Origin of the sequence: Pseudoalteromonas sp. 3J6, assembly GCF_903995135.1 — a bacterium.
Taxonomy (GTDB): domain Bacteria; phylum Pseudomonadota; class Gammaproteobacteria; order Enterobacterales; family Alteromonadaceae; genus Pseudoalteromonas.
Window position 1 is genome coordinate 130,987 of record NZ_LR877185.1, and the last position, 14,345, is coordinate 145,331.

Genomic DNA, 14,345 nt, shown 5'->3' on the forward strand with positions numbered 1-14,345 from the left:
TGCGTTAGTAAACCTCTTAACCAAAGTTCAGGTTAATTAATACCTTTCACCAATTAAAAAGCCCTGATTTTCAGGGCTTTTTAGACTTATTTATAGATAATTATAAACAGTAGCGGGCAAACAAACTGCTTACTGAGGCCGCAGTTGGTTTACCATGTTGCCAATCACCACCTTCAACACCACTACCGGCAATATCCATATGCACATAAGGAAGTGGTAAAGTAGACTCATTACCATGCTTATCTAACCCGCCTACCACAGCTAAAAATGCCATAGGGAATTGATGACCGCGCGCTGTGACGGCAGAAGCCGCATTATTACTAGAAAGCACATCATCGGCTAAAGTACGTGGTTTTATAAAGTCATAATCTTCACGACGTGAGCGTGATACTTCAGCACCGTCAGCCCATAAATCACCACAATCAGCTAATTGACGTGAAATATTAGCACTACGTGCTGGCCCATTTTCTACATAAGCACCATATGGTCCCATCGCACGTGCAGCATGCCCTGTTAAAGTAGCCACAGTAAACAGCGTTGGGTTTATTTCGTTTACAGCCAAATCTTTCATTTCACTAAGTAAATCACCCATCGCTAGACGCCCCTCGGCATCAGTGTTACCAATGCGCACTCGCACACCTTCACGGCTAGTAATGATTTCATCAGGAACAAAACAATCTGAACCAATTGAGTTACGTACCACTGCTAAAAAGGCAATCACTTTAACGCCTTTAGGCTGGTAATCAGCAACTGCTTTCATAAATCCAGCCACAGAAGCCGCACCGCCTTTATCTCGGCTCATACCTGCCATGTAGCCGCCTACTTTTAAATCTGCACCGCCTGTGTCATAAACTAAGCCTTTACCAACAAACATCAGTGTGCGCGTTACTTCACCCTCTGGTACATATTCAAGTTTAACAACGCGTGGATGATGACGCTCTACTGCATAAGATGCACGAGCGACAGTACTTAGCATCGGATAGTGTTTATCAATGGCAGCCAAGTCATCAATCACATCAACGTTCACTGCGCTATTATTAAATAGTTCGCTACAGTAATCAGCAAAGCGTGGTGGTGCCATACGTTCAGGCTCGGTACCACATAAATCACGTGCAGCATATTGTCCAGCTGCTAATGCATTGACTGCTTTAATCGTTTGCTCATTGGCATCAATTAAACCGATTTGAGTAATTGGCTCAATACCATGACCATGAAATTCACGTGCTTCAAGAGGCTGCCATAATGCTTGGCATGCGCCTAAATAGGCCACTTCCAGCGCGTGTTGGTAACGGCTGTCGGTATTTAAAGCAGGTAAGTAAATAGCGGGGTTAACACTGCCTGACGCTTTAGCCTCGTTAATGGCTAATTTAGCCGCATCAAAATAGCGACGTACATCATCATAATCTCTATTTAAAGGGCCTGTTGGGGCTAATACAACACGTTTACCGGCAATTACTAGCAAGGTAACTTGATTACCTATGCGAGAGTCTACTTGAGCTTGATTTAAAATTGCATCACGCAGAGGCGTATTTGGTAAATGAGAAAAGTCATCGCTGATAATAATTAGTGCATCGTGTGATGCACAATCTAGGCTTGCACTTACTGGCTGAGCCAGCACTGCTTTTGGATATGCCATAAAAAAGGATCCTGTTAGAAAACGTAGCCCCTATTATTATTTATTTAGCAATTTATAACCAGTAAACTGCGGTAATCTGCATACTTACTGGCAACCTAGAGTTACAGCTTTTATACATCTAAAATACTCAGCTGTAAATTATGCTCTGGTTGGTTTTTAATACCAACACCAATTCCTAATAAACGCACAGGTTGTTGTAATCCGCGTTGATAGGCTTTGGCGAGTAACTCTTTAAAAATAGCCGTGTTTAATTGATGATTCGCTTGATCTGCTGAGGTCACAACAAAATTAGCAAATTTAACTTTAACACTTAACTTGTTAATTTTATTTTGTAGCTGCTGTTTGTTTAATCTAACCTCGAGCTCACCTAACAGTTGCGGTAATTGCTCCAAGCACTCATCAAGACTATTTTTGTTGTATTCATAAGTATGCTCCACGCTCAATGACTTACGAATCCGCTCAGTTGAAACCCGCCCTATATGCTCCCCCATACATTTTTGATATAACGACACGCCAAAATTCCCCACATGTTGCTGCATCCAATTAGCCCCTTTTTCGCGAACATCTTGGCCCATGTACAACCCTTTTAAATTAAGCTTCTCCAAGGTTACCTTACCCACTCCTGGAATTTTACCTAGTGGTAATTGGGCTAAAAACGAGTCAACTTGCTCAGGCAATACTACAAATTGGCCATTGGGTTTATTTTCATCGCTAGCAATTTTGGCTATAAATTTAATTGGCGCAATCCCCGCTGAAGCGGTCAGCCCTGTGGTATTAAAAATATCGGTGCGGATTTGCTCTGCAATTAACGTTGCACTGCCTTTAAATGCAGTACTGTCGGTAACATCTAGGTACGCTTCATCAAGTGAAAGAGGCTCTACAAGATCTGTATAGCGGTTAAATATAGCGCGGATTTGAGTTGATACTTGTTTATAAACAGCCATTCTCCCCGGCACAATAACTAAATCGGGGCAAAGCTGTTTGGCATGATAGTTAGACATAGCAGAGCGCACACCATATTCTCTGGCAATATAATTAGCGGTAGAGAGCACTCCACGGCGACTGTTACCGCCAATTGCCAGCGGTACATTTGCAAGCTTGGGGTTGTCGCGCATCTCAACGGCTGCATAAAAGCAGTCCATGTCTATATGAATAAACTTTTTCATCACACAATAACAACTGTTTATCTATACAGTTATTATTGTGGAATCTCTACTAATTAGCAAGCTTGTTGTTATTTAAAAAGAGCGCCTATTTTTCTTGGGCTTATTAAAGCAATACATCCAAAATAGTACTTCTAAAGAAAAGCCTAGTAAAATCAAAATAATCGCTCCTGCCTCATTACCCATAGCGTAACAAGTGAACGAAGCTATAAAAACAGTGCATGCCAATAACCAATTAATTATATTCTGCATCGTTATCTCCTTGTGTGTTAATAGTTACTATAGTCATGAATTCAAGGAGGTACAATTTTAGCCCTAGCATTTTTGCCAACTATAATTCCCTTGAGCTCATCCGACCATGTTGCTAATCTAAATACTTTAAAACCAAGAGCTATAAATACATGGAAACGTTTAAACAACAACACTCTATTCATACCGACATTACTGTAGCGTGGGGCGATATGGATGCCCTACAGCATGTTAATAACTGTGTTTATCTTCGTTATTTTGAAATAGCCAGAATCGATTTTTTAAATAAATTAAATTTATTTGATACTATCAATGCTAAAGCCACTGGCCCTGTGATCAGTGAAAATAATATTCGCTACAAACGCCCTGTAACGTTTCCTGACACATTAAGCGTAGGTATTACTATCAGTGATATTAAATCTGACCGCTTTGTAATGAATTACAGTGTATTTAGCCATGCGCAAAATGCGATAACCACCACTGGCATGTCAAAAGTGGTGATGTTTGACTTTAAAACAGGGCAAAAAGCCACGATCACAGAACCTTTGTTATCGGCTTTAAAAGCAAACTCAGAAAACAAATAATTAGGATTAGTAATGCAATATAGTCAATTAGGCAGTAGTGATATTAGTGTTTCTAGGGTCTGTTTAGGTAGTATGACTTGGGGAGTACAAAACAACCAGCATGATGCCGACCAACAGATAGCCTATGCTCTTGACCGCGGTGTTAACTTTATTGATACGGCAGAAATGTATGCAGTTCCTCCCTCCCCCGATACTTATGGTAAAACTGAGGAAATTATAGGGAATTGGGTTGCACGTAATTCACAGAAACGAAAAGACATTGTTATTGCAACTAAAATTGCCGGTAATGGGCTTTCATGGATCCGTGATGGTGGTGATATTACTCGCCAAGCTGTTATTGATGCAGTTGATCAGTCTCTAAAACGCCTACAAACCGACTATATTGACTTATACCAATTACATTGGCCAAATCGTCGCACTCCTCATTTTGCAAGGCAATGGCCTGGCATGCTTAAATTTACTGATGTCGATGCAAAACAACACACCGCTGACATGCTTGATATTTTAGAGGGCTTAGATGTGTGTGTTAAAGCGGGTAAAATTAAACACTGTGGACTTTCTGACGACACCCCGTGGGGAATTAGCCAATTTTTAAATTTAGCCAAAGAGCACAACTTACCAAAAATGGTGTCTATTCAAAATGAGTTTAGTTTAGCGCATGCGAAAGATTGGCCTTATTTAATAGAGCAATGTGTGTATGAAGATATTGCTTATTTACCTTGGTCACCTCTGGCTGCTGGGCTATTAACGGGTAAGTACCTCAATGGAGCGCGCCCTGAAGGCTCTCGCTGGACATTTATGCAGCGTAACGGTATTTTTCGTGATACGCCACAATCACAAAAGGCGACCAAAGAGTATGTTGAACTTGCACATGAACACAACATTACACCAGCACAATTGGCGCTAGCGTGGTGTAATCAAGTGGATGGCGTTACCTCATCTATTATTGGTGCCACTACTATGACGCAGCTAAAAGAAGACATTGATGCGTTTGAGCTAACTCTCAATGATGATGCGTTATCAGCAATTGATAGCATATTTAGAAATAACCCAATGCCATACTAGGGGCGATTTAATCACCGAACAAGATCTGCAGCCTGACAGGTTAAAAGAACAGCAAGGAAAAAGTACAATTCGATAATATTGATTCTTTGCTGTTCTTTATGTTTATTTTTTAGCCGTTACCAGTATAATACGCAAAAAATTTTCTAGGCAGATCTATTTGTAATGCAATCACTTCGTTTTTTATGTCTTGGCATTTTGGTCACTTTTGCTACTTGCAGTCATAGTAAAACAGCAAAGCCAATAGAAGAAATTTTATGGTTACAAAGTAAGACCCCCCCGTTTCATTTAAGCAAAGAAACAAAACAGCTTGGCTTATGCGATGATTTAACACAGCAGCTAATGCATAATATAAAAGACGTGAAGCACACCCGCTTAGTTTTACCGCAAAAGCGGATTAATAAATATATAGATGAGGGCAGGAACGTTTGTTTTCCATGCGCTATTTACAAACGCAGTGCAAATAAACAGTTTTTATATTCATTACCTACAGCGGTTTATCCCCCACATAACATCATAACTACCGCGGCAAAAGCACCTGAACTAACCTCTAAGCATGGTAATCCTATCAACTTAGTGGGTTTACTTGCTGATAAAAACTTCACTTACGGTCAAGCTGATGCGCGTCGTTTTTCTGTGCAGATTAACAATATTATTGAAAACTCATTAACTCACTCTAATGTTTCTATGAGCTGGAGTAGTGATAATGAAAGTGGTGTTGTAATGGAGCGCTTAAAACACGGCTCTTTAGATTACTCGCTTGATTACCCATTTATCACTAGCCACTTTAGCAAAGGCAATCAATCAAATATTGTAAACCTACCGATTGCCCAAAATAAAAATAAATTAGTTCCAATAGCCGTTGGTTGTGCGACTAATGCCCCAAATAATTTTGCTTCTATGGCAATTAAAAAGATTAATCACGTACTAAAAAACAATATTTTAACCTCAGAGCAATACAAAAATAATCAACAATACTGGTTAAATGAACACTTTGAGGACTTTAATAAAGCCTATAATCAATATGTGCTTAACTTTGATTCACAGACCAATGATGCTCCAATAAACACTGCTGACCAGAGTCAGAATAAAGAGCAACTTTAAACTCTCGCCCGGCGCTCACCATCCCTACGCCTGCAGGCGTGCCGGTCATAATAATATCGCCCTCTTCTAAACCCATAAACTCATTTACCTCTGCCAGAATTTGCGCAGGTTGATGCAACATTAGCTGGGTATCACCGTGCTGAATGACTTTACCATCAATATGTAATTCAAATATAAACGATGTCATTTCTGGCGTTAACTCAATAAAATCACTAAATAATGCTGAGCCATCGAACGCTTTAGCACGTTCCCATGGCAAGCCCTTTTCTTTTAAACTGCTTTGCAAAGCTCGCTTAGTCAAATCAAGTCCAATCCCTACGCCTGCAAGCTGCTTATTTTTTATCACAAAGCATAATTCAGTTTCATAATGCAACGTATCACCGTTATGGGAAGAGAGTAAGGTATCGGTGATCGCGCTATTAGGCTTATTAAAAATTACCATTTGCTCAGGGTGTTCGTTGTTTAATTCAGCAATATGCGCACTGTAATTGCGCCCCACACAGACTATTTTTGAAGGTTGTATGCTCTGCGAAGCCAGTTTTATTTGATTCATTCTCTCACCTGTTAATTACATAACGCTTTTAATATTTTGGCATACTCTCAAATTATTAATGCAAAAGCGAATGCAGTTTTATTATGTTTTTATGATAACTATTGAGCTTAATATAATCAATCACATAGAATGGAATAAAAGTAAGAAGGGACTAATTTGGTAGGTTTTTGTATACGCGGTTTTAAAGCAATAAGCAGGTACGTTTAGTACCTGCTTATTGATGTTTGTTAATAGGTTATTGACTACTTACAAGTAACACTACTTTGCTCGGCAGCATTTGATGTAATAGCCAGCTTAGCAATAGATACATGCCAATCACCTTGCGTGCTTAACTGCCAAGGGGAGAACACTTGTGCTAAATCAACACCCTGCTCTGCAAAACAACTTAAGTTGATGTTTAATGTTTGCCATTGACCTGATTGCTCAAGGTTATCAGTAATATCAAACTTACCCTGACAACTTTCGCCACAACCCATAGCAATCCACAGCGGGCTTGTTGCCCCTTTATCTACTTTAATTTGCATTTGCAGTTGGCCATTGTTTTCAACGTATGAACGTAAGTCAGATGGGAATGCCGCGGCTAAATTAACCTCAGCCAACGCTTGACCATTAAAACGAATGGCGCGTGCATCTTCTTGCACTTCTTTGTCAAATGTTTGGATGCTCACAGCACCTAATGACTCGCGGCTGCTCGCCACCGTTTTTTGTTGCTCGCCACTTTTTAATACCAACGACCATGGTGCTTTAATTGCACGCTCAAACAATACTAAATCATCCAGTTTTTCAGTCTGTTGAGTTTGCTCTACCAAGTCATCTTTAAGTACGTTGCTATCACCGTAGGTTAAGCCAAAACCATAAGGAAGTAATGGGCTATAAGCTTCGTCGTTGCGGTTTTCATTGTCGATTGGGTTATTCGGCCATGAAAACGATAACTTTCCTTTAAAGTCGTGGTTAATTGAACCGTCTGCATTTTTAAACAATACATCACTAATTGCATCACCTTCACTGCCTGGAAGCCAAATAGCAACAAACGCATCACTGGCATTTAGCTCAGCATTAACCCACATTGGGCGACCGCTAATAAATAATGATACAACAGGGATTCCCGCATCTTTAAACTTTCGCAGTAGCGCTAAGTCGCTTTTATTACCGCGCTGGTATTCTAGGTTATCAACATCACCATTACCCTCTGCATATGGTTGCTCACCAAACACCACAATGGCTACATCTGGGCGTGCTTTGTATTCCCCTTCAACACTCAGCATTGCACTGCCACCAGCTTGCTCTACAGTATCTTTAATACCTGCGTAAATAGAGCTGCCGCCAGGGAAGTCACTGTTGGTATTGCCTGTTCCTTGCCACGTAACGCTCCAACCACCCGACTGCATGCCGATGTTATCAGCCCCTATGCCTGCGACTAATACGTTGGTCTTAGGCGATAATGGCAGTAACTGCTGCTTATTTTTAAGTAATACTAGAGACTCGCGTACAGCTTGTTTAGCCACTGCACGGTGATCGCTACTACCAATAATTTCAGTTTTTCCAGAAAGAGGACGCTTCGCGGGGCTTGGTTTATCAAATAATCCTGCGCGCATTTTAACGCGTAGGATACGCGCTACCGCATCGTTAATTCTGCTTAGTGGAATTTCACCGCTATTAGCTTGGTTAACCAAGTTGCTAAATAGTGGTTTCCACTCATCTGGCGCCATGTACACGTCTAAGCCTGCATTAGCAGCTTGAGCACAGTTACTATTTGAACAGCCTTTAACTTGTCCATGGCCATTCCAATCGCCAACAACAAAGCCATCAAAACCCATTTTTTCTTTTAGTACATCGGTTAATAAGTATTTGTTACCGTGTATTTTATCGCCATGCCAGCTGTTAAACGAAGCCATAACCGTTTGCGCACCTGCACTCAAACCACCTACATAACCTTGTGCATGAAGCGCAAATAACTCTTCTTCAGAGGCGATATTATTACCTTGATCGTCGCCATTGACAGTACCACCATCACCTAAAAAGTGCTTAACGGTGCTAACTACTCGCGTATCTGATAAAAAATCTTCATCAACAGCGCCTTGCAACCCTTTAACGATAGAAGCGGAATACGCTTTCACTATTTCAGGGTCCTCAGAGTACCCTTCGTAAGTACGGCCCCAGCGGTCATCACGAACCACCGCAACAGTAGGTGCAAATACCCAATCTATACCGGTAACCATTACTTCTCGCGCAGTAGCGGCGGCTATTTTTTCAATAAGTGCAGGGTTGTTTGCAGCACCTAAACCAATATTATGCGGAAATAAGGTCGCGCCAATAACATTGTTGTGTCCATGTACCGCATCAGTGCCCCACATTGTAGGGATTGTGCTGCTATCTAAAGAATCATCAATAGATGCTTGGTACATTTCTTCGGCTAAATTAACCCAATCTTCAGGGGTTGCATGTTTATTATTGTTTGGAAATGAACCACCACCATTTAAGTAAGAACCAAAACCATACTTACGCATATCTTCAACCGTGATATTACGGATTTCAGGTTGGATCATTTGCGCTATTTTTTGCTCTAGCGTCATATTCTTTAGCATATCAGCGATTTTTTGCTCCATTTGAGCATCGCTTTTAATACCTGTTTCTATTGTTGGCCAAATTTCTTTTGGGCTTGTCGCATCACTAGCACTGTTAGAGGGTTGCGAACAACCGCTGCTGGTTATTGCTGCTAGCATCAGCGCAGTGATTGAAAAAGTGCGTTTAATAATCATAGTATTCACCTAAAACTCAAAGAGGAGTTGACGTTGTTTTTTTAGTACCAAACAGCGCGAAATAAGTAATATATAAATAGCAACCAATGGGCAAAATAAGAGCTAATTGCACACCTATGTTATCAGCTAGCATACCTTGTAATAACGGAATAATGGCACCGCCAACAATCGCTAAACATAAAATACCCGAACCCTGCGAGGTGTATTTACCAAGCCCCTGCAGTGCTAAACTAAAAATAGTAGGAAACATAATAGAGTTACATAATCCAACTAATAAAATAGCCCACATAGCCAGTGACCCTTGACCCGTCATAGCAATTAACACAAGTAAGCCTGCTAAAATACCGTGACAAGCTAATACTTTGGCTGCGTTTAATTTTTGCATAATCGCGGCGCCAGCAAAGCGCCCTATCATTGCACCTGCAAAATAATAGCTAATGTAATGTGCTGCTTGTTGCTCTGGTAAGCCTGCAATATGATCAAGGGTTAAAAAGCCAACTAAAAAACTACCTATGGCCACTTCAGCCCCTACGTAAACAAAAATACCAATCGCGCCTAAAATAAGGTGACGATATTTCCATACACTGCCTAAATCAACAAACTCAGTGTCACCTTGGTTTTCTGCTTCACTGTCAATCGCTTTACCTAATTTAGGTAACTTTAAAAAAGCAAAAATAATCGCCAATGTTAATAAACTTGCACTGAGCATTAAATAAGGAAACTTAACTTGTTCTGCTGTAGCTTGACTAATTTCTGACAAAATTAACCAACTACCAAACAATGGCGCAACAGTTGTACCTAAAGAGTTAAAAGCTTGAGTCATAGTTAAGCGCGAAGACGCTGTTTTTGCAGGCCCTAATACGCTTACATAAGGGTTGGCAGAGACTTGTAAAATAGTGATCCCTGAAGCAAGTACAAACAAAGCAAGTAAAAATAGCTCGTAAACATGTGCCTCTGCAGCGGGGTAAAATAGTGCACACCCTATCGCAGCAACAACCAAACCAACAACAATACCAAATTGGTAACCTATTTTACTGACCAGCTTCCCTGCAGGAATTGACATAACAAAGTAGGCACCAAAAAAACAAAATTGTACCAACATTGCTTGGGTGTAATTAAGGGAGAACATTCCCTTTAAATACGGAATTAAAATATCGTTTAGGCAAGTAAGAAAACCCCACATAAAAAACAAGGTCGTAAGCGATGTTAACGCAAAGGTGTGTGTAGACCCTGGTTTTTGGCTGTTTTCTGCTGCCGGTAGTGGCTGTGTGATATGTGCCATAGTATAATCTCTAATCATTTTTTAATTATCAGATTGTTACCTCTATTTTATTGCGTTTAGTAAAACTTAAAATGCAGATAATAGTTGCAACACCAAATGTAAGCGCTTACATTTATAGCATATAGAGAAAATTTATCAATTTATTTACAAAAATATTGTAAGCGCTTACATTGTTGTATTATGCAATTTATATTGCTTAGCTAACTACTGTAAAGCTCATTATTATTTGCAAGCTTAAGGACGTATCTCATTGTGTTTAAAACAATCTCCTTACCAGGCACGTCAGCCCTCTTAAAGCCGCCGTTTATTTTTGGGGTTGCTACAGCCTCTTTTCAAATAGAGGGAAGTTACGATACCCGCCTCCCCTGTATTTGGGATACTTTTTGTAACAAACCAAACACCATTGCAGATAACAGTAACGGCAACCAAGCATGTAAACACATTGAATATTGGCAACAAGATGTACAAATGATTGCTGATTTAGCTGTAGACGCTTATCGTCTTTCGATTTCTTGGCCACGCGTTTTACACCAAGATGGCAGCTTGAATATTCAAGGAATGTCGTTTTATAAATCGCTATTACAAGCTTTAAAAGCGCGCAACATTAAAACTTATGTCACTTTATATCATTGGGATTTACCACAGCATTTAGAAGACAACGGTGGTTGGCTAAATCGCGATACCGCGTATCAATTCGCTCATTACACTCATATAGTAACTCAACAACTAGAGGGCTTAGTTGACTCTTATGCGACCTTAAATGAGCCTTTTTGTAGTGCCTACCTAGGCTATGAAATAGGGGTACATGCACCAGGCATAAAAAGTCAAAAAGCAGGACGCCAAGCAGCGCACCACTTACTGCTTGCCCATGGACTCGCAATGCAAGTGATACGTAAGAATTGCCCCACGATAGAAGCCGGTATAGTACTTAACTTTAGCCCATCCTATCCGCTTACCACTGCTGATGAACGCGCTGCTAAATTAGCTGATGACTATCATAACCAATGGTATATACGGGCAGTACTAGAGGGCTGTTACCCTGAAGTGATTAATGAGCTTGCAAATGATGCAAAGCCACAGATTAGTGATGGAGATATGGCAATTATTAGCCAAAAGATCGATTTTTTAGGGGTTAATTACTATACCCGTATTCATTACAAAAATACTCCAGATCATTGGTTTAGCGAAGTTTCTTTAGAGAATGTTGCCACCACAGATATGGGCTGGGAAATATATCCGCAGGGATTGTGCGAATTACTGCTTTCACTAAATGATCGTTACACTTTACCTAAGGTATATATAACAGAGAACGGCGCAGCGATGGCTGATATATTAATAAATGGTAAAGTAGATGACATACAACGTATCAATTATTACCATAGCCATCTTAATGCCGTTCATAATGCAGTTGAGCAAGGCGTTAATGTACAAGGCTACTTTGCATGGAGTTTAATGGATAATTTTGAATGGGCCTATGGTTATGAAAAACGCTTTGGGCTAGTCTATGTTGACTACCAAACTCAACAACGTACCTTAAAACAAAGCGCAATTGCGTATCGTGATTTTCTTAAACAGCGCCAAAAATAATAACGAGTGGCTTTTATGCTGAGTAAAAAAGAAAAAGTAGCTTACGGCCTAGGTGACACGGCCAGTAATATTATTTTTCAAACCGTAATGCTGTTTTTAACTTTTTTCTACACTGATATTTTTGGTGTTTCGCCTGCTGTTGTGGGCACCCTTTTTTTAGTAGTTAGAGTTATTGATGCAGTAACTGATCCAATAATGGGCGCACTCACTGATGCCACTCATACTAAATACGGTAGCTACCGACCCTACCTACTTTGGCTTGCCATCCCTTTTGCCGTTATAAGCGTGATTACTTTTACTACCCCTGAGATGGATGACGCCAACAAAATTATTTACGCCTTCGTTACCTACACCCTGCTAATGTTAGTTTATACCGCAATAAACATTCCTTATTCGGCACTTGGCGGCGTATTAAGTAGCAACCCTAACGAACGCGTTTCTATTCAATCATACCGGTTTGTGTTTGGCATGCTCGGAGGTTTATTGGTTACAAGCTGCACTTTGCCTTTAGTAACATGGTTTGGTAATGGTAATAACGAAATGGGCTATCAACTTACTATGCTGGTTATGAGTTGCCTCGGTGTGGTGTTGTTTCTAATTTGTTTTCGTTACACCAAAGAGCGAGTGAGCAATCCACCGCATAAATTATCTTTAAAAACACAACTTCACGTTTTATGGCAAAATCAGCCGTTTAAAATCTTGTGTATGGCGGCTCTGGTATTATTGACCAGTATGGTGTTGCGCACGACATTGGCTATTTACTATGTAAAATATGTTCTTGGCAAAGAAGATTTAATCACCGAATTTGTAACCTTAGGTATGATTGGTAATATTCTAGGCTGCGCCTGCGCACAACCTTTAAGTAAACGCTTTGATAAAAAAGTGGCTTATGTTTATCTACAATATATTTCCGCCATATTGAGCTGCCTTGCTTTTTTTATCCCTAATGAACACGTTTTACTAGCGTTTTTGGTGTATTTTTTATGGTGTTTTTTCACTCAAATGGCAACGCCTTTATTATGGGCAAAAATGGCTGATACTATTGATTACGGAGTCTGGCAGAATGGCCGTCGACTCACGGGTTTAGTTTACGCAAGCATCGTATTTTTTATCAAATTGGGGCTTGCATTAGGCGGAGCGATTGCCGGTTGGTTACTTGCTTATTATCAATATCAAGCCAATGTGGAATTAAGCGAGGCAACTAAAAATGGTATTTTAACCTCATTCACACTTTACCCTGCGATTGGTAGTGTACTTGTGGCATTAATAATGAGTAAATACAGCCTAGACAATAAAACCATTAAAAAAATCACTGCCGATTTAACACAAAAAAGCAATTTGTAGCAAGGAATAGTATGGCCACCATTTATGAAGTGTCAAAGCTTGCAGGGGTGTCACTTGCCACTGTTTCAAGAGTAATGAACAACAATGCAAACGTAAGTGATGCAACCAGAAAAAAAGTCACCTTAGCCATGGAAGAGTTAGGCTACCGCCCTAACTCTATTGCGCAATCACTGGCTTCTAATTGCTCTAATAGCGCGGGCTTGTTAGTTTCAGAGCTTAAGGGTCCATTTTATGGGCCGATGATGAGCGGTATAGAGAACACCCTAAGAAACCAAGGTAAACACGTTATTATTACCGCAGGCCACAGTGACGCAGAGCGAGAGCAACAAGGCATCGAATTTTTAATTAGCCGTAACTGCGACGCACTTATTTTGCATGTTGAAGCTATTAGTGATGAATACTTAATAAAACTCAGTAAAGGCAAAACCCCGTTTGTTTTGCTAAACCGCTATATTGAAGAGCTCGCCGACCGCTGTATTATTCTTGATAATACTAAAGGTGGCTATTTAGCCACTAAATACATTATTGAATCGGGCCATAAAGACATTGCCTATATTAGCGGTCCACTATGGAAAAAAGATGCTCAGGAACGCTTAAATGGGCATAAACAAGCGCTTGCTGAATTCGCCATTAAATTTGATGAAAACAATTTATTTGAAGGTGACTTTGTAGAAGAAAGTGGCTCCGAAGGCTTCGCTACACTGTATAAAAACAACCCCGCCTTTACCGCCTTGGTGTGTGCCAATGACGAAATGGCCACTGGTGCCATGGTGAGTGCCAGAGAGCATGGTATACAACTACCTTCGCAGCTTTCAATTATTGGCTACGATAACGTGTTTTTTACCCGTCACGTTTACCCTCCGTTGAGCACTATAAACTATCCTATCGATGAGATGGGTAAAGTGGCAGCGCAGTGGGTACTTAGTCATGTTTATCAAAAAAGCGTACACCCTATTCAAACATTATTTGAGCCCGAGTTAGTTATACGCCAATCTGTGGTTAAACCTTTAACATCTAGGTAA

General features: G+C 40.3%; 11 protein-coding genes. 6 read left to right on the top strand and 5 right to left on the bottom strand.

The features are described from left to right. Positions 1-100: 100 nt before the first annotated feature. Both P3J6_RS00565 and dinB read right to left on the bottom strand, forming a co-directional pair. A complete protein-coding gene (locus tag P3J6_RS00565; RefSeq protein ID WP_198521982.1) occupies positions 101-1,636 on the bottom strand; it encodes a M17 family metallopeptidase in 1,536 nt (511 codons plus the stop codon). 110 nt (positions 1,637-1,746) lie between these two features. Beyond that, the gene (gene dinB / locus P3J6_RS00570) at positions 1,747-2,802 is read right to left on the bottom strand and encodes a DNA polymerase IV (protein ID WP_198521983.1); all 1,056 of its coding nucleotides are present in this window, start codon (positions 2,800-2,802) and stop codon (positions 1,747-1,749) included. A 398-nt stretch (positions 2,803-3,200) separates the two neighbouring features. On the opposite strand from dinB, the gene P3J6_RS00575 reads away from it, so the two are divergent. The 3 genes from P3J6_RS00575 (at position 3,201) to P3J6_RS00585 (ending at position 5,798) form a co-directional block, all read left to right on the top strand. Further along, positions 3,201-3,632, top strand: coding sequence for an acyl-CoA thioesterase (locus P3J6_RS00575; protein ID WP_198521984.1), 432 nt, complete (start codon positions 3,201-3,203; stop codon positions 3,630-3,632). Positions 3,633-3,644: 12 nt separating this feature from the next. Next, positions 3,645-4,697, top strand: coding sequence for an aldo/keto reductase (locus P3J6_RS00580; protein WP_198521985.1), 1,053 nt, complete (start codon positions 3,645-3,647; stop codon positions 4,695-4,697). 162 nt (positions 4,698-4,859) lie between these two features. Further along, entirely contained in the window at positions 4,860-5,798 is a 939-nt protein-coding gene (locus tag P3J6_RS00585; protein ID WP_198521986.1) for an ABC transporter substrate-binding protein, read from the top strand. Here the strand turns inward: P3J6_RS00585 and P3J6_RS00590 are convergent. The 3 genes from P3J6_RS00590 to P3J6_RS00600 all read right to left on the bottom strand — a co-directional run bounded on the left by P3J6_RS00590 (position 5,725) and on the right by P3J6_RS00600 (position 10,392). Then, positions 5,725-6,351 carry a fumarylacetoacetate hydrolase family protein gene (locus tag P3J6_RS00590; protein WP_198521987.1) on the bottom strand — a complete coding sequence of 209 codons (627 nt, stop codon included), beginning with the start codon at positions 6,349-6,351 and terminating at the stop codon, positions 5,725-5,727. The genes P3J6_RS00585 and P3J6_RS00590 overlap by 74 nt on opposite strands. Before the next feature lie 242 nt (positions 6,352-6,593). Beyond that, entirely contained in the window at positions 6,594-9,110 is a 2,517-nt protein-coding gene (locus P3J6_RS00595) for a glycoside hydrolase family 3 protein (protein WP_198521988.1), read from the bottom strand. Between the two features lie 16 nt (positions 9,111-9,126). Next, the gene (locus P3J6_RS00600) at positions 9,127-10,392 is read right to left on the bottom strand and encodes a sugar MFS transporter (protein WP_198521989.1); all 1,266 of its coding nucleotides are present in this window, start codon (positions 10,390-10,392) and stop codon (positions 9,127-9,129) included. A gap of 252 nt (positions 10,393-10,644) precedes the next feature. Here P3J6_RS00600 and P3J6_RS00605 point away from each other — a divergent pair, with 252 nt between their 5' ends. The 3 genes from P3J6_RS00605 to P3J6_RS00615 are packed head-to-tail and all read left to right on the top strand — an operon-like array spanning position 10,645 to position 14,345. After that, positions 10,645-11,979 carry a GH1 family beta-glucosidase gene (locus P3J6_RS00605; protein ID WP_198521990.1) on the top strand — a complete coding sequence of 445 codons (1,335 nt, stop codon included), beginning with the start codon at positions 10,645-10,647 and terminating at the stop codon, positions 11,977-11,979. A gap of 15 nt (positions 11,980-11,994) precedes the next feature. Next, positions 11,995-13,323 carry a glycoside-pentoside-hexuronide (GPH):cation symporter gene (locus P3J6_RS00610; RefSeq protein WP_198521991.1) on the top strand — a complete coding sequence of 443 codons (1,329 nt, stop codon included), beginning with the start codon at positions 11,995-11,997 and terminating at the stop codon, positions 13,321-13,323. An 11-nt stretch (positions 13,324-13,334) separates the two neighbouring features. After that, positions 13,335-14,345, top strand: a complete 1,011-nt coding sequence (locus P3J6_RS00615) for a LacI family DNA-binding transcriptional regulator (RefSeq protein WP_198521992.1) — start codon at positions 13,335-13,337, stop codon at positions 14,343-14,345.